The sequence below is a fragment of the Enterobacter asburiae genome (assembly GCF_008080435.1).
GTDB classification, from domain to species: domain Bacteria; phylum Pseudomonadota; class Gammaproteobacteria; order Enterobacterales; family Enterobacteriaceae; genus Enterobacter; species Enterobacter asburiae_C.
Genome location: NZ_VRKN01000004.1, coordinates 198,045 through 213,464 on the forward strand (window position 1 = coordinate 198,045; position 15,420 = coordinate 213,464).

Annotated in this window: 17 protein-coding genes; 10 read left to right on the top strand and 7 right to left on the bottom strand. The window is 55.6% G+C overall.

Annotated elements, in window-relative coordinates; all coding sequences use genetic code 11:
* The first annotated feature begins 1 nt into the window (after position 1).
* Positions 2-862 carry an efflux RND transporter periplasmic adaptor subunit gene (locus tag FU672_RS09590; RefSeq protein WP_148243083.1) on the top strand — a complete coding sequence of 287 codons (861 nt, stop codon included), beginning with the start codon at positions 2-4 and terminating at the stop codon, positions 860-862.
* On the top strand, positions 862-2,895 hold the full coding sequence (locus FU672_RS09595; protein ID WP_148243084.1) for an FUSC family protein: 2,034 nt from the start codon (positions 862-864) through the stop codon (positions 2,893-2,895). Before FU672_RS09590 ends, FU672_RS09595 begins: the two co-directional genes overlap by 1 nt.
* Here FU672_RS09595 and sodC read toward each other — a convergent pair.
* The 3 genes from sodC to FU672_RS09610 all read right to left on the bottom strand — a co-directional run bounded on the left by sodC (position 2,874) and on the right by FU672_RS09610 (position 4,657).
* Positions 2,874-3,392, bottom strand: a complete 519-nt coding sequence (sodC, locus tag FU672_RS09600) for a superoxide dismutase [Cu-Zn] SodC (protein WP_148243085.1) — start codon at positions 3,390-3,392, stop codon at positions 2,874-2,876. The two genes, FU672_RS09595 and sodC, sit on opposite strands and share 22 nt — an antisense overlap.
* 80 nt (positions 3,393-3,472) lie before the next feature.
* Positions 3,473-4,369 (bottom strand): aldo/keto reductase, encoded by an 897-nt coding sequence (locus FU672_RS09605; RefSeq protein ID WP_032638255.1) that lies wholly within the window; start codon positions 4,367-4,369, stop codon positions 3,473-3,475.
* 48 nt (positions 4,370-4,417) lie between these two features.
* The gene (locus tag FU672_RS09610) at positions 4,418-4,657 is read right to left on the bottom strand and encodes a DUF1289 domain-containing protein (protein ID WP_008500587.1); all 240 of its coding nucleotides are present in this window, start codon (positions 4,655-4,657) and stop codon (positions 4,418-4,420) included.
* A gap of 149 nt (positions 4,658-4,806) precedes the next feature.
* On the opposite strand from FU672_RS09610, the gene eptA reads away from it, so the two are divergent.
* From eptA to rnt, 5 genes are all read left to right on the top strand, one after another.
* A complete protein-coding gene (gene eptA, locus FU672_RS09615) occupies positions 4,807-6,432 on the top strand; it encodes a phosphoethanolamine transferase EptA (protein WP_148243086.1) in 1,626 nt (541 codons plus the stop codon).
* A 41-nt stretch (positions 6,433-6,473) separates the two neighbouring features.
* The gene (locus FU672_RS09620) at positions 6,474-7,073 is read left to right on the top strand and encodes a TetR/AcrR family transcriptional regulator (protein ID WP_148243087.1); all 600 of its coding nucleotides are present in this window, start codon (positions 6,474-6,476) and stop codon (positions 7,071-7,073) included.
* A 53-nt stretch (positions 7,074-7,126) separates the two neighbouring features.
* Positions 7,127-8,224, top strand: coding sequence for an alkene reductase (locus FU672_RS09625; protein WP_148243088.1), 1,098 nt, complete (start codon positions 7,127-7,129; stop codon positions 8,222-8,224).
* A gap of 100 nt (positions 8,225-8,324) precedes the next feature.
* Positions 8,325-8,732, top strand: a complete 408-nt coding sequence (gene gloA / locus FU672_RS09630) for a lactoylglutathione lyase (RefSeq protein WP_013096923.1) — start codon at positions 8,325-8,327, stop codon at positions 8,730-8,732.
* A 95-nt stretch (positions 8,733-8,827) separates the two neighbouring features.
* Positions 8,828-9,478, top strand: coding sequence for a ribonuclease T (gene rnt, locus FU672_RS09635; protein ID WP_025758334.1), 651 nt, complete (start codon positions 8,828-8,830; stop codon positions 9,476-9,478).
* A gap of 46 nt (positions 9,479-9,524) precedes the next feature.
* Here rnt and grxD read toward each other — a convergent pair whose 3' ends face one another.
* Positions 9,525-9,872, bottom strand: a complete 348-nt coding sequence (gene grxD, locus FU672_RS09640; protein WP_003832760.1) for a monothiol glutaredoxin 4 — start codon at positions 9,870-9,872, stop codon at positions 9,525-9,527.
* 338 nt (positions 9,873-10,210) lie between these two features.
* Here grxD and FU672_RS09645 point away from each other — a divergent pair, with 338 nt between their 5' ends.
* Together FU672_RS09645 and sodB are read left to right on the top strand one after the other, a co-directional pair.
* Positions 10,211-10,984: a C40 family peptidase gene (locus FU672_RS09645; RefSeq protein WP_148243089.1), complete on the top strand. Its 774-nt coding sequence runs from the start codon at positions 10,211-10,213 to the stop codon at positions 10,982-10,984.
* A 122-nt stretch (positions 10,985-11,106) separates the two neighbouring features.
* Entirely contained in the window at positions 11,107-11,688 is a 582-nt protein-coding gene (gene sodB / locus FU672_RS09650; protein ID WP_029739795.1) for a superoxide dismutase [Fe], read from the top strand.
* 38 nt (positions 11,689-11,726) lie between these two features.
* Here sodB and FU672_RS09655 read toward each other — a convergent pair whose 3' ends face one another.
* Entirely contained in the window at positions 11,727-12,893 is a 1,167-nt protein-coding gene (locus FU672_RS09655) for an MFS transporter (protein WP_148243090.1), read from the bottom strand.
* Between the two features lie 163 nt (positions 12,894-13,056).
* The gene (gene cydH, locus FU672_RS09660; protein WP_148243091.1) at positions 13,057-13,146 is read right to left on the bottom strand and encodes a cytochrome bd-I oxidase subunit CydH; all 90 of its coding nucleotides are present in this window, start codon (positions 13,144-13,146) and stop codon (positions 13,057-13,059) included.
* Between the two features lie 297 nt (positions 13,147-13,443).
* Here cydH and purR point away from each other — a divergent pair, with 297 nt between their 5' ends.
* Complete coding sequence (purR, locus tag FU672_RS09665) at positions 13,444-14,469, top strand: HTH-type transcriptional repressor PurR (RefSeq protein WP_023335431.1); 1,026 nt, start codon at positions 13,444-13,446, stop codon at positions 14,467-14,469.
* Between the two features lie 17 nt (positions 14,470-14,486).
* On the opposite strand, the gene punR is transcribed toward purR, so the two are convergent.
* Complete coding sequence (gene punR / locus FU672_RS09670) at positions 14,487-15,398, bottom strand: DNA-binding transcriptional activator PunR (protein WP_148243092.1); 912 nt, start codon at positions 15,396-15,398, stop codon at positions 14,487-14,489.
* Between the last annotated feature and the right edge of the window lie 22 nt (positions 15,399-15,420).

Below are 15,420 nucleotides of genomic sequence, written 5' to 3' on the forward strand. Positions count from 1 at the left end.
TATGTCCCTGAAAACGCTAAAGTACTTTTCCACCCTGTTTGTCCTTGCCCTCGCGCTGGTTGCGGGCTGGTGGATGTGGAATTTTTATATGCAGTCGCCCTGGACGCGTGACGGCAAAGTTCGCGCTGAACAGGTCAGCATCACCCCTCAGGTGTCGGGAAGTATCACGACGCTGTTGGTCAAGGATAACCAGTTCGTCAAAAAGGGAGATGTTTTATTCCGTATTGACGACACCCCGTACCGCATTGCGATTCTGAACGCCCAGGCACAGCTGGCGAAAGCCCAGTCTGACCTGGCAAAGGCCGACAACGAGGCCAATCGCCGCCGCCACTTGTCGCAAAACTACATCTCTGCGGAAGATTTAGACACCGCGAATATCAACGTTAAGGCCATGCAGGCGAGCGTCAACGTGGCGGAGGCGACGCTGAAGCAGGCGCAGTGGCAACTGACCCAAACCGTGATTACAGCACCTGTCGATGGATGGGTGACCAACCTCTCCGCCCGCGTGGGTAACTACGCCACCACCGGCCAGCCGGTTTTTGCCCTCGTCGACAGCCACTCCTTCTACGTCGTGGGCTATTTCGAAGAGACCAAGCTTCGGCATATTCGCGAGGGATCGCCAGCGGCGATTACGCTTTACAGCGGTTCGAAAAAGTTACAGGGTCACGTATCCAGCATTGGCCGGGCCATTTACGATCAAAGCGTTGAAACGGATTCAGGGCTGGTGCCGGACATTAAGCCGAACGTTCCCTGGGTGCGCCTGGCCCAGCGCGTTCCGGTTCGCATAGAATTTGACCGTTTACCGCAGGACGTTACCCTGGTATCCGGTACCACCTGCACTGTCTCTATCGGAACCCGTTAATGAAGCTGCAGGGGTTCTCCTGGCAAAACACGCCGTGGATGAAAGCGACGCGTCCCCAGTGGCGCTACGCGCTGCGTAACGGCATTGCCATGTGTCTTGCGCTGACCGTCGCCTATTACCTGAACCTGGATGAACCCTACTGGGCGATGACCTCTGCGGCGGTAGTCAGTTTCCCGACGGTCGGCGGGGTGATCAGTAAAAGCCTTGGCCGTATCGCGGGCAGCCTGCTCGGCGCCACTGCAGCGTTAATTATCGCGGGCCATACGCTTAACGATCCGTGGCTGTTCCTGCTGAGCATGGCGGCATGGCTGGGATGCTGTACCTGGGCCTGCGCCCATTTTACTAATAACGTCGCCTACGCGTTCCAGCTGGCGGGTTATACCGCCGCCATTATCGCCTTTCCGGTGGTTAACGTGCTCGACACCACCGAGCTGTGGGATATCGCGCAGGCGCGCGTCTGCGAAGTGATTGTCGGGATCCTCAGCGGCGGCTTCATGATGATGATCCTCCCCAGCACATCCGACGGCACCGCGCTCATCACCGCACTGAGAACCATGCATACCCGATTGCTGGAACACGCGAGCCTGCTGTGGCAACCGGATACCAGCGATGACATCCGCCTCGCGCATGAAAAGGTTATCGGGCAGATCCTGACCATGAATCTGTTGCGCATTCAGGCGTTCTGGAGCCACTACCGCTTTCGCCGTCAGAACACCCTGCTTAACTATTTGCTGCACCAGCAGCTACGCATGACCAGTGCCATCTCCAGCCTGCGACGGATGCTGCTCAACTGGCCGACGCCGCCTGAAAACACCCGTGCCGTGATTGAAACGCTACTCGCGGCCCTTGCGCGCCCGGATGCGGACATCTACACCGTGGCGCGGATTATCGCTCCGCTCGCCCCGGTTGATGAGTACGACTACCGCCATCGCGCCTTCTGGCAGCGCCTGAATTACTTCTGCCGGCTGTACCTGCGCAGCAGTCGCTGGATTACGGCCGTCGAAAATGCGACCCCATTAACGGAGTTCAACGTCCCCGGTAGCCCGGCACTCGCACGCCATACCGACTACCTGGAAGCGCTGTGGAGCGGTTTTCGCACCTTCTGTGCGCTGATGCTGGTGGGCGCATGGAGCATTACCACGCAGTGGGAGTCCGGTACGGCAGCCCTGACGCTTGCCGCCATCAGCTGCGTGCTTTACTCCGTCGCGGCCTCGCCGTTCAACTCGCTTACGCTCCTGCTGCGCACGCTGGTGCTGCTGTCGCTGTTCAGTTTTGTGGTGAAGTTTGGCCTGATGGTGCAGATAAGCGATCTGTGGCAGTTCCTGCTGTTTCTGTTTCCCCTGTTGACCACCATGCAGCTTCTGAAGCTGCAAATGCCAAAACTGGCGGGCCTCTGGGGACAGCTGATTGTTTTTATGGGCTCGTTTATCTCCGTGACGAATCCACCGGTTTACGATTACGCCGATTTTCTCAATGATAACCTGGCGAAAATCCTTGGCGTGGGGCTGGCGTGGCTGGCTTTCGCGGTGTTGCGTCCCGGCTCCGATGCCCGCAAGAGCCGCAGGCATATTCGGGAGTTACGCAGAGGGTTTGTCGACCAGCTCAGTCGTAAACCGCATCTGGGTGAAAACGAGTATGAATCGCTGGTGTATCACCACGTCAGCCAGTTGAATAACAGCCAGGACGCACTGTCCCGGCGCTGGCTGCTGCGCTGGGGCGTGGTGCTGTTGAACTGCTCGCACGTGGTCTGGCAGCTTCGCGCGTGGGAAACGCGTTCCGATCCGCTGGCGCAGGTTCGTGATGTTTGCATCTCCCTGCTGCGCGATGTCATGAGCGAGCGCGGTGTCCAGCAGCGACCGCTGGAAACCACACTTAATGAACTTCAGCGGATCTGCGATACGCTTGCACGGCATCATCTGCCTGCAGCCCGTGATTTGGCCTCGATAATCTGGCGCCTGCACTGCTCGCTGTCGCAGCTGGAACAGGCACCGCCACCGGGAACGATTGGGGATCAGATCACACCGCACGCATAACGTGCCCCGCCGCCGCCAAGCGGTTTAGGCTGATCGGACATATTGTCGCCGCCGACATGGATCATCAGCGCTTTACCTTTCACCTCATCCAGCTTTTTCAGTCGCGGCGCGACGACGGGCTCGGTGGCTTTACCATCGTTATTCACCACCAGCACAGGCAGATCGCCTAAATGCCCCATTCCGTTCGGGCCTTCATGCTTGCCGGAATGCTGCGGATCGAAGTGACCCCCTGCCGCTTCTGCCGCCGACGGTTTGCCCTCTTTTAAAGCGGGCTGACAGCTGCCTTTGGCGTGAACATGGAAACCATGTTCACCGGGAGGGAGGGCCTTGAGGTTGGGGGCAAACTCCAGTCCTTTATCGGTTTCAGTGATTTTCACCGTTCCGATAGACTGACCTACACCCTGTGAGGTGACGAGATTCATTTCCACTTCGTCGCTGGCTGCCTGCGCCCCTGCGCAAACAACCAGCGTGACCAGTGCCAGAGCAAAACGCTTCATATGACCTCCGCGGGTTATTTTTTGCCCCTTAAGTGTATACCAGGGGCAAAGATTTCACCGGAAAGTCACCTTCTGACGGTTTATGGTACGTCGTAACCCAGCGCGGCCTTGCGGATGCGGAACCACTGCTGACGGGTCATCTGCAGCTCTTCAGCTGCCAGTGCAGAACGCACGCGTTCAATTTTGCCGGAACCGATAATTGGCAGCGGTTTTGACGGCAGGCGCAGGATCCACGCGTAAACCACCTGTTCGATACTCTCGGCGTTCAGCTCGCGGGCGATGGTTTCAAGCTCGTTGCGCAGCGGCTGGAATTCATCATCATTGAACAGACGTCCTCCCCCCAGGCACGACCAGGCCATTGGGCGAATGCGCAGCTGCTGCAGCTGGTCGAGGGTACCATCCAGCAGCAGCGGCTGGTGTACCGGGGAGATCTCAACCTGATTGGTTGCCAGGGTAAACGGCAGACGAGACTGAAGCAGCGCAAACTGTGCCGGGGTAAAGTTAGAGACGCCGAAGTGACGCACTTTCCCACTCTGGTGCAGGTTCAGGAAGGCTTCCGCCACCTCATCGGCATCCATCAGCGGGTCGGGGCGGTGAATCAGCAGCAGGTCGATACGATCGGTCGCCAGATTGACCAGCGACTGCTCTGCGCTCTTGATAATATGTGCACTGTCGGTGATGTAATGACCGAGGGCGTGTTCAGGTTTTGCCGTGGTGGCAATCCCGCATTTGGTGACGATCTCCATGCGATCGCGGAGTGCCGGAACCAGCTTAAGCGCCTCGCCAAACGCGGCTTCACACTGATAGCCACCGTAGATGTCAGCATGATCGACCGTGGTAATACCTAAGTCGAGGTGCTCTTCAATAAAGCTCGCCAGCTGGAGGGGGGACATATTCCAGTCCATCAGGCGCCAGTAGCCCATAACAAAACGGGAGAATTCTGGCCCCTGGGGGGCAAGGGTAATTCGCTGAACCATAACATTTTCCTCAAGGACGTGATGTCATGAGTATACGCAATTACCGTGTTAAAAAAGTGAAGGTTGCTGGGGTTCTTCGGTCTCACCGGCTTTGTTTGCGCGTATTTTGCGCAGAAGACGCTGTCGGCAGAGGCGTAGCACCTCCTGCTTTTGCGTGTCGCTAAAGTTTTGCCAGTTAAAACGTTCATCACGGGTACGCATGCACCCGCGGCAATATCCGCGTTCATCGACCTGACAAATACCCCGGCACGGGCTCTGGATGGGGAAAAACTCCAGCTGCTCTGCCACACTCACCTCCGGATAGCCACTCTCACCTACAGTGAAGACGTTAAACGCGCCACGTGCAAGGCCTGTATCACAGATTTATGGCATTAAGGTTTCACTAATCTTCCGTCTCTATACTCGGCCCATCATGACAATGACAGGTTTACCGATCGATGTGGTTAATCAAAAAGTTACAATGTAACGACATTAAATTTACTCTGGGCTGTGCACTCTTCTTTACTCTGATTAACGGGCTGTTTATCCAGCGCAGCTGGGCCATTATCGCCCCTGCCCATCTGCACGACATCCTCTTTGCTGCGTCCGTACCGCTGGTGCTGTTTTGCGGCTGGGTGATTGTTTTTAGCCTGCTTAATATCCCGTATCTCCGTAAGCCGCTGCTGATCGTGCTGACGCTGGGTTGCGCCGCCGCGACCTGGTTTATGTATGCCTACGGCGCGGTGATCGATCAGAACATGATTGTGAACGTGTTCGAAACCAACTCTCAGGAAGCGACCGCTCTGGTGACTCCGCAGATGATTCTGTGGATTGTCATTGCCGGCCTCGTGCCTTCCGTGGTGGTGGCGTTGACCCGCATTCGTACCGGGAAATGGTGGTATGCCCTGCTGACGCGGGTTGCCGCGATGCTCGGCGCCCTGCTGGTGATTATCCTGATTGCCGCCGTATTTTATAAAGATTACGCGTCGCTGTTCCGCAACAACAAAAGCATCGTCAAAATGGTGACCCCGGCGAACTATGTCAGCGCCGTGGTGAAGTACAGCAAAATGCGCTGGTTTGCCGGCGATCAAACGCTGGTGCGGATTGGTGAAGATGCCCATAAAGGGCCACTGATTACCGGTCAACAAAAGAAAACCGTTCTGGTGCTTGTCGTCGGCGAAGCGTCTCGCGCGGCAAACTACTCCCTGAATGGTTACGGGCGCGAAACCAACCCGGAGCTGAAAAAGCAGGATGTGATTAACTTCCCGCAGGCCTCCTCGTGTGGGACTGAAACCGCGGTTTCCGTTCCCTGCATGTTCTCCGGCATGACGCGCAGCAAATACGATGCCGACCTGGCTCACCACCGGGAAGGGCTGCTCGACGTGCTCAAGCATGCGGGTATCAACCTGCTGTGGCGCGACAACGACGGCGGCTGTAAAGGTGCCTGCGATCGCGTGCCCCATACCGACATGACGCAGTGGCAACTGGATCAGTTCTGCAAAGACAAATCCTGTATTGACGATGTGAATTTCTACCGTCTGGACAACGTGCTGGATGGCCTGAAGCAAGATACGGTGCTGGTTATCCACCTGATGGGGAGCCACGGTCCGGCATACTATCGCCGTTACCCGGACGACTTCCGTAAATTCACCCCAACCTGCGACACCAATGAAATTCAGGATTGCGATCATCAGGCGCTGATGAATACCTATGACAACACGATCCTCTATACCGACAGCATGGTCAGCAAAACCATTGATACGCTGAAAGCGCGCCAGGCGAGCATGAACACCGCGCTGATTTATCTCTCAGATCACGGTGAATCACTGGGCGAAAGCGGTATTTATCTGCACGGTACACCGTACATGCTGGCGCCGGAGCAGCAAACGCATATTCCGTTTATGTTCTGGCTGTCACCGGATTACGCGAAAAACTTTGGCATCAACGAACAGTGTTTACGTGACCATGCAGCAAAAAATGCGGTTTCTCAGGACAATTTGTTCTCGACCGTGCTGGGTATGATGGACGTTAAATCAACGGTTTATCAACAGCAGCTGGATATACTGAGCGCATGTCGTCAGTAAACTCGCTTGCATTAGACCGAACGGTCTATTAGAGTGCGGCCATGAGCAGAAATACTGAACACGATACCCGCGAACATTTACTGGCGACCGGCGAGCGACTTTGCATGCATCGCGGGTTTACCGGTATGGGGTTGAGCGAGCTTTTAAAAACCGCTGAGGTACCGAAGGGGTCGTTTTACCACTACTTTCGGTCCAAAGAGGCCTTCGGCGTGGCGATGCTGGAGCGTCATTATGCTGGCTACCACCAGCGTCTGGCGACCCACTTTGCTTCGGGTGAAGGTAACTACCGGGATCGTGTTCTGAACTACTATCAGGAAACGCTGAACCAGTTCTGTCAGCAGGGCATCATCAGTGGTTGCCTGACCGTTAAACTGTCTGCAGAAGTGTGCGATCTTTCTGAAGATATGCGCACGGCGATGGATAAAGGCGCCCGCGGCGTTATCGCCCTGCTGGCCCAGGCGCTGGAGAAAGGTCGCGATGAAAAAACGCTGGCCTTTTCCGGCGAGCCGCTAACCCAGGCGCAGGTGTTATATGCGCTCTGGTTAGGTGCTAACCTGCAGGCAAAAATTTCGCGCAGTGCCGTGCCGCTGGAAAGCGCGCTGGCACATGTGAAAAACAGCCTTACTGCGCCTGGCGTATAGCAGGCGTTTTTATTTACCTTCTTACTAGTCGACTGGTCTACTCAGGAGTCTTTATGTCAGCTGAAAAATTATTTACCCCCTTAAAAGTGGGTGCCGTCACTGCGCCAAACCGCGTGTTCATGGCTCCGCTTACCCGTCTGCGCAGTATTGAGCCGGGTGACATCCCAACACCACTGATGGGTGAATACTATCGTCAGCGCGCAAGCTCTGGCCTGATCATCACGGAAGCCACGCAGATTTCTGCTCAGGCTAAGGGCTATGCGGGTGCGCCGGGTCTTCACAGCCCGGAGCAGATCGCCGCATGGAAGAAAATCACCGCGGGCGTTCACGCTGAAGAGGGTCGCATTGCGGTCCAGCTGTGGCATACCGGTCGTATCTCTCACAGCAGCATTCAGCCTGGCGGCCAGGCACCGGTCTCCGCTTCGGCCCTGAGCGCAAATACTCGTACTTCCCTGCGTGATGAAAACGGCAATGCGATCCGCATGGATACCTCTATGCCGCGCGCACTTGAGCTGGATGAAATCCCGGGTATCGTGAACGACTTCCGCCAGGCCGTGGCCAACGCCCGTGAAGCCGGTTTTGACCTGATTGAGCTGCACTCCGCGCATGGCTACCTGCTGCACCAGTTCCTGTCACCGTCGTCTAACCATCGCACCGACCAGTACGGCGGCAGCGTCGAAAACCGCGCCCGCCTGGTGCTGGAAGTGGTTGACGCCGTATGCCAGGAGTGGAGCCCGGACCGTATCGGGATCCGCGTCTCTCCAATCGGTTCTTTCCAGAATGTCGACAACGGTCCGAACGAAGAAGCCGATGCGCTGTACCTGATCGAAGAACTGGCTAAACGTGGCATCGCTTATCTGCACATGTCCGAGCCGGACTGGGCTGGCGGTAAGCCGTACACAGACGCATTCCGTCAGAAAGTGCGCGAACGTTTCCACGGGGTGATCATCGGTGCGGGGGCTTATACCCCAGAGAAAGCCGAAGACCTGATCGGCAAAGGGCTGATCGATGCCGTCGCGTTTGGCCGCGACTACATCGCCAACCCGGATCTGGTTGCCCGTCTGCAGAAAAAAGCCGCCCTGAACCCGCAGCGCCCGGAAAGCTTCTACGGCGGTGGCGCGGAAGGCTACACCGACTACCCTTCTCTGTAATCTCGCCATTGTTCATTGATAGCGGCGATACTTCGCCGCTATACTAAAACATCGTTTCTGTTCAAAAAGACAGTCTATTTCATTGGTTAATGAGGAAATTATGCGCCTACTTCACACCATGCTGCGCGTTGGCGATCTGCAACGTTCCATTGATTTCTACACTAACGTTCTGGGCATGAAGCTGCTGCGCACCAGCGAAAACCCGGAATACAAATACTCGCTGGCGTTCGTGGGCTACGGCCCGGAAACGGATGAAGCGGTAATCGAGCTAACCTACAACTGGGGCGTGGACAGCTATGAGCTGGGCACCGCCTACGGCCACATCGCGCTAGAAGTGGACAACGCGGCCGAAGCGTGTGAGCGCATTCGCAGCAACGGCGGTAACGTCACGCGCGAAGCGGGCCCGGTAAAAGGTGGCACTACCGTGATTGCGTTCGTGGAAGATCCGGACGGTTACAAAATCGAGCTGATTGAAGCCAAAGACGCCGGTCGCGGTCTGGGCAACTGATCCCTCAGGGCGCAACGTGCGCCCGTAGTTTTACTGCATCACCCGCCAAAATTTGCCATAATGCGCTCTGCTTTTTCCCCATGTAAGAGACCCTGATGTCCGATAACGCTCAATTTAGCGGTCTGTGCGACCGTTTTCGTGGTTTTTATCCCGTTGTCATTGATGTAGAAACAGCCGGATTTAACGCTAAAACCGATGCGCTGCTCGAAATTGCCGCCATCACGCTGAAGATGGATGAACAGGGCTGGCTTACACCGGACACCACGCTGCATTTCCACGTTGAACCTTTTGAAGGGGCAAACTTACAGCCGGAAGCACTGGCGTTTAACGGTATCGATCCGCATAACCCGCTGCGCGGAGCAGTCAGTGAATATGATGCGCTGCACGCCATTTTTAAAATGGTGCGTAAAGGCATGAAAGAGAGTAACTGCAGTCGCGCCATCATGGTGGCTCATAACGCCACCTTCGATCACAGCTTTACCATGGCCGCAGCCGAGCGCGCGTCGCTCAAGCGAAACCCGTTTCACCCTTTTGTGACCTTCGACACCGCCGCACTGAGCGGCCTGGCCCTGGGACAAACGGTGTTATCAAAGGCCTGTATCACGGCAGGAATTGAGTTTGACGGCACGCAGGCGCATTCCGCTTTATACGACACGGAACGCACCGCAGAGCTGTTCTGTGAGATCGTCAACCGCTGGAAGCGTCTGGGTGGCTGGCCGCTGCCGATGGGTGACAGCGAAGAGTAAAAAAAAAGCGACCTTGTCAGGTCGCTTTTTTTATTTCTGCAGATAATTACTCTGCGTCCGGCTCTTCAGTTTTGTACTTCGCCGCCGTCTCTTTGATCAGCTGCTGCAGCTCGCCGCGCTGATACATTTCAATCAGGATATCGCAGCCGCCAACCAGTTCACCGTCAACCCACAGCTGTGGGAAAGTCGGCCAGTTAGCGTACTTAGGCAGCTCAGCGCGGATGTCCGGGTTCTGCAGGATATCAACGTAAGCAAAACGCTCACCACAGGCTGACAGCGCCTGAACCGCTTGTGCGGAGAAGCCGCAGCTTGGCAGCTTCGGAGAACCTTTCATATACAGCAGAATCGGGTTTTCAGCGATCTGGCGCTGGATTTTTTCAATAGTGGTGCTCATGTCTTGCTTCCTTTAACTTCTGTTACGGCATTCGTCTGACATTGTAGCGGTTCAGACTGGCATCGGAAAATAACATTTTTGTCACGTTTATACATTCTACCCCGAGTCACGAAAAGTTGCATTGCAAATGGTGTTTACCCCTGCGGCAGTCAGGGTTTTGCTTAGGGAGTGGGCAAATGTGCGACAGAACGATGAATTTTTTTGCACTTGCTAACGAAACACGATCGTAGATTGAAAAATGCTATTAACTTTCTGGGTTTTTATAGATTAGAATCGACGGGCTTTGTAAATCACACGCGGGTATTATTGATGACCTGCATTTATCAGGGGACTGCCCAGTGGCGCGGATAAATAAAATCTCGATCACGCTCTGTGCTTTACTGTTTACTTCACTCACTTTCACGCCAGTGGCAAACGCCTCTCAGCAGGCGCGGCATTCTGCTGTACAAAAAAACCATCTGGTGAAAGCCACAGAACGTAAGAAAAAAACCACCACTAAGAACGACAAGAAAAAAACACCGGCTCAGACGAAACAGACCGCCTCCAGCAAGACGAAAACAAAACCTTCCCGCACTGCCCACTCCGCCAAAAGTAAAACTTCGCAAACCGCCGCTAACCTCGTTACTGAAAAATGCATCACGCGTAAAGGCCACAAGGCGAAATGCACGAAGGTCACGAAAATAGCGGAAGTGCATAAAGTGCGTGTACAGAAAGCGCAAAAAACCGCGATGAACAAACTGATGGGGCAGATTGGCAAACCTTATCACTGGGGTGGCAGTTCGCCGCGTACCGGGTTTGACTGCAGCGGCCTCGTCTATTACGCCTATAAAGATCTGGTCAAGTTCCGCATTCCTCGTACCGCCAATGAGATGTACCACCTGCGCGATGCCTCACCGGTTGACCGCGGCGAGCTGGAAAACGGCGATCTGGTGTTCTTCCGCACTCAGGGGCGCGGCACGGCTGACCACGTCGGCGTCTATGTCGGCAACGGGAAATTTATCCAGTCTCCACGTAGCGGCCAGGATATTCAGATCACCTCTCTCAGCGAAGACTACTGGGTACGCCATTACGTCGGCGCACGTCGCGTGATGACACCGAAAACCATTCGCTAACCCCTGCCCTGCCACATCCGTGGCAGGGTAAGTTCCTCTTTTGCATACCCTTTCAATTTGCTATCCTGTCCATGTTGTCTGTGTGGTTATTGGCAACACAAAATACAATAAGGAGAGAAGCAATGTCGTTCGAATTACCTGCACTACCGTATGCAAAAGACGCCCTGGCACCGCACATTTCTGCGGAAACCCTGGAATATCATTACGGCAAGCATCACCAGACGTACGTCACTAACCTGAACAATCTGATCAAGGGCACCGATTTTGAAGGCAAAACGCTGGAAGAGATCGTCCGCAGCTCAGAGGGTGGCGTATTTAACAACGCGGCTCAGGTGTGGAACCATACCTTCTACTGGCACTGCCTGGCACCGAATGCTGGCGGTGAACCTGTCGGTGAACTGGCTACCGCTATCAATGCCGCATTTGGCAGCTTCGCCGATTTTAAAGCGAAATTTACCGATGCAGCCATCAAGAACTTCGGTTCTGGCTGGACGTGGTTGGTTAAAGAGGCGGATGGCAAACTGGCTATCGTATCCACCTCTAACGCGGGCACCCCGCTGACCACCAGCGCTAAGCCGCTGATGACGGTGGACGTATGGGAACACGCTTACTACATTGATTACCGCAACGCGCGCCCGAACTACCTGGAGCACTTCTGGGCACTGGTTAACTGGGACTTTGTCGCGAAGAACTTCGCCGCGTAAAAGACACGCAGAAGGGTTCGCCCTTCTGCGTTTTTGGTTTATTCCGCAGCGCAGGCTGCTTCAGGCTGTTTACGACCCGACATCATCACCAGCAGCAGGCCGAGTGCGGCAATAATCGCCCCCATTACCGGCACAAAACTGTACCCCAGCCCCCCCGAAATCACGGCCCCTCCGGCCGCCGCCCCGAGCGCATTGCCCAGGTTGAAGGCACCGATGTTGACTGACGATGAGAGGCCCGGTGCCTCATGCGCGACACGCATCACACGCATCTGCAGCGGCGGAACCACGGCAAAGGTGGCGGCTCCCCAGACGACCATCGCGATCGCGGCCCCGAACTCATTACGCGCCAGCCACGGAATCGCAATCATGATGACAATCAGCAGGGTTAAGAAGCCCTTCAGCGTCCCGCTCACGGAACGGTCGGCAAATTTCCCACCGAGATAGTTGCCGATGGAGAAGCCCACACCAATCAGCACCAGCATCGCGGTCACAAAGAGAGGCGTTGCGTGGGTGATGTCATGCAATACCGGTGAAATATAGGTGTAGAGGGTAAACATCGCCCCTGCCCCCAGCACGGTGGTGAGTAGCGCGGAGAGCACCTGCGGACGCATCAGCACGGACAGTTCTCTGCGAACGTCAGGACGTTCCCCCACGCTACCTTTCGGCAAGGAGAAGAACAGCGCCACCATCGCAATCACGCCCAGCCCGGCAGTCGCCAGGAAGGACATACGCCAGCCAATCGCTTCTCCCATCCAGGTTGCCGCAGGCACCCCGCCGATGTTGGCAATCGTTAGCCCCATAAACATGGTTGCCACGGCGCTCGCCTGCTTATGTTTTGGCACCACGCTGGCGGCCACGACCGACCCCAGCCCAAAGAACGCGCCGTGGTTAAGGCTGGTCAGAATGCGTGACAGCATCAATGTGGTGTAGTCCGGCGAAATGGCCGAAAGCACGTTGCCCAGGGTGAAAATCGCCATCAGGAAAATCAGCGCATTGCGGCGCGCGCGGTGCGAAAGCAGAAGCGTCATCAGCGGCGCCCCTACCATCACGCCGATAGCGTAGGCGCTGATTAACATGCCTGCCGCCGGGATCGAGACGTCTACGCCTCGGGCAATAACAGGCAGTAACCCCATCGGGGAGAATTCAGTGGTGCCAATCCCAAAAGCGCCAATCGCCAGGGCCAGCAGGGGAAAATTGATTTTCATGCGTCAACTCCGGATGCCGTGTCATGTGGTGACACAGAACAAAGAAGCGGAAAGCATGACATCAATCACAAAAAATGAGAAGTTAACAAAATGGCAAAAGATTTTTGCCAGAGAAGTAACAATCGGGCCGATGGGGAGGGAGAAGGCTCTCCCTCCGCGTAAATCAGTGCAGTGCAGCCGTCAGACCGGCCGCGACAATCAGAGCCAGCACAACAAGGGTGGTGAACAGCGAAAACTTCAGATCGGTACTCATCAATTTTTCTCCTTTTAATCCCCCCACGAAAAGTGAGCTTGCTCATTTTTGCACAGATTACGTCAAAAATCTTCCTGGATTTATGCTGATAACCACTTTACCTCTTCCCCTTTTCATCAAGATAGGACAAAATTCCACGCTAAATTTATTAGCGTACCGGCCATTGAACCCCTCCTGACGTCCCGTGTCGTTTTCCCGGCGTGCCGCAATTCAACATTGCGAGATAAGGGTGAGAGAAGGCAAACGTTTACCTTCAAGTTTTTCAGGAGTTTAGGATATGGTCTGGAGTGACATTTAATGGCAACAATTAAAGACGTAGCAAAACGCGCAAACGTTTCCACTACAACCGTATCACATGTAATTAACAAAACCCGCTTTGTGGCGGAAGAGACGCGCAACGCCGTCTGGGCAGCGATCAAAGAGCTGCACTATTCGCCAAGTGCGGTTGCGCGTAGCCTCAAGGTTAATCACACCAAGTCCATTGGATTGCTGGCGACCAGCAGTGAAGCGGCCTATTTTGCCGAGATCATTGAAGCGGTTGAGAAAAACTGCTTCCAGAAAGGCTATACCCTGATTCTGGGCAACGCCTGGAACAGTATTGAAAAACAGCGCGCCTACCTGTCGATGATGGCGCAAAAGCGCGTTGACGGTCTGCTGGTGATGTGTTCTGAGTACCCTGAATCCGTGCTGTCGATGCTCGAAGAGTATCGCCACATTCCCATGGTGGTGATGGACTGGGGTGAAGCGCGCGCGGATTTCACCGATTCCGTGATCGATAACGCCTTTGAAGGCGGCTATATGGCCGGTCGTTATCTGATCGAACGCGGTCACCGCGAGATTGGCGTGATCCCCGGTCCGCTGGAGCGCAACACCGGCGCGGGCCGCCTGGCCGGTTTTATGAAAGCGATGGAAGAAGCGTTGATCAACGTGCCGGAAAACTGGATTGTGCAGGGCGACTTTGAGCCGGAGTCGGGCTACCGCGCGATGCAGCAGATCGTCTCCCAGCCGCACCGTCCGACCGCCGTTTTCTGCGGGGGAGACATCATGGCAATGGGCGCGCTCTGCGCTGCCGACGAGCTGGGTCTGCGCGTACCGCAGGATATTTCCGTGATCGGGTATGACAATGTGCGTAACGCGCGTTTCTTCACGCCCGCGTTGACCACCATTCACCAGCCGAAAGATTCGCTGGGCGAAACGGCCTTCAATATGCTGATGGACAGGATCGTCAACAAACGTGAAGAGTCGCAGTCCATTGAAGTTCACCCGCGTCTTATCGAACGCCGTTCCGTTGCGGATGGTCCGTTCCGCGACTACCGTCGTTAATCTCTTTACGGGGCCAGCTATGCTGGCTCCCGTAACCATTCCCGGTTTAGCGTTTCGCTGTCTCCCAGATAATCCAGCAGCCAGGCCATCGCAGGCGAGACATCATTTTGCTGCCAGGTGAGGCAGCAGGCCGCATCCGGGAACGGATTCTCCAGCGTCAGCTCAACCCACTCTCCGGTATCGATGCGCGGACGCGCAAAATGAACGGGCACCATCGCGACGCACAGTCCGGCACTGAGGCACGTCGCCGACGATTCCCAGTCAGGTGCCACCACCCGCCGCTGGTTGTCGAGAAGCCAGGTGATACGCTTGGGCAATGAACGGGACGTATCCTCCAGCACCAGCGACGGCCAGTTGCGTAGCGTATCGTCGCTCAGCGGCCCTTCCATCGCCGCCAGCGGATGCTCGCTTGCCACCACGCATTTCCAGCTCAGCATCCCCATATCGCGAAAGGCGTAACGTCCCCCTACCGGGATCGCCTGCGTGGCTCCAATCGCCATCTCTGCCCTGCCGTCCGCCAGCGCATCCCAGACACCGTTAAACACCTCTTGCGAGACCCGCAGTTCGACATCAGAAAAATGACGATAGAAGTCGACGATCATCTGCCGGGTCCGTTCCGGCTTAACGATATTATCCACCGCAATGGAAAGATGTCCCCGCCAGCCGTTAGCGATCTGCTGACACTGTTCGCGGGTGATCTGCATTTTTTTGATAACAGAACGCCCTTCCTTCAAAAACCACGCGCCTGCGGGCGTTAATTCCACATCACGATGCCGCCGTTCAAACAGCGGAACCGCCAGCCACTCCTCCAGCTGACGTACCGTGTAGCTGATTGCCGAAGGGACGCGGTGCAACTCCTGCGCCGCACCGCTAAAGCTGCCGTTACGCGCAACAGCATCGACCACTTCAAGAGAATAATCTGACCACATTTTCTGCCTGCAAAATTTTTGA

Coding starts and splice junctions, on each gene's coding strand:
- rnt (WP_025758334.1), top strand. CDS start 8,828: ATGTCCGATAACGCTCAATTTAGCGGTCTGTGCGACCGTTTTCGTGGT.
- grxD (WP_003832760.1), bottom strand. CDS start 9,872: ATGAGCACCACTATTGAAAAAATCCAGCGCCAGATCGCTGAAAACCCG.
- eptA (WP_148243086.1), top strand. CDS start 4,807: ATGTGGTTAATCAAAAAGTTACAATGTAACGACATTAAATTTACTCTG.
- FU672_RS09625 (WP_148243088.1), top strand. CDS start 7,127: ATGTCAGCTGAAAAATTATTTACCCCCTTAAAAGTGGGTGCCGTCACT.
- FU672_RS09620 (WP_148243087.1), top strand. CDS start 6,474: ATGAGCAGAAATACTGAACACGATACCCGCGAACATTTACTGGCGACC.
- gloA (WP_013096923.1), top strand. CDS start 8,325: ATGCGCCTACTTCACACCATGCTGCGCGTTGGCGATCTGCAACGTTCC.
- FU672_RS09590 (WP_148243083.1), top strand. CDS start 2: ATGTCCCTGAAAACGCTAAAGTACTTTTCCACCCTGTTTGTCCTTGCC.
- purR (WP_023335431.1), top strand. CDS start 13,444: ATGGCAACAATTAAAGACGTAGCAAAACGCGCAAACGTTTCCACTACA.
- sodC (WP_148243085.1), bottom strand. CDS start 3,392: ATGAAGCGTTTTGCTCTGGCACTGGTCACGCTGGTTGTTTGCGCAGGG.
- FU672_RS09655 (WP_148243090.1), bottom strand. CDS start 12,893: ATGAAAATCAATTTTCCCCTGCTGGCCCTGGCGATTGGCGCTTTTGGG.
- cydH (WP_148243091.1), bottom strand. CDS start 13,146: ATGAGTACCGATCTGAAGTTTTCGCTGTTCACCACCCTTGTTGTGCTG.
- punR (WP_148243092.1), bottom strand. CDS start 15,398: ATGTGGTCAGATTATTCTCTTGAAGTGGTCGATGCTGTTGCGCGTAAC.
- FU672_RS09605 (WP_032638255.1), bottom strand. CDS start 4,369: ATGGTTCAGCGAATTACCCTTGCCCCCCAGGGGCCAGAATTCTCCCGT.
- FU672_RS09595 (WP_148243084.1), top strand. CDS start 862: ATGAAGCTGCAGGGGTTCTCCTGGCAAAACACGCCGTGGATGAAAGCG.
- sodB (WP_029739795.1), top strand. CDS start 11,107: ATGTCGTTCGAATTACCTGCACTACCGTATGCAAAAGACGCCCTGGCA.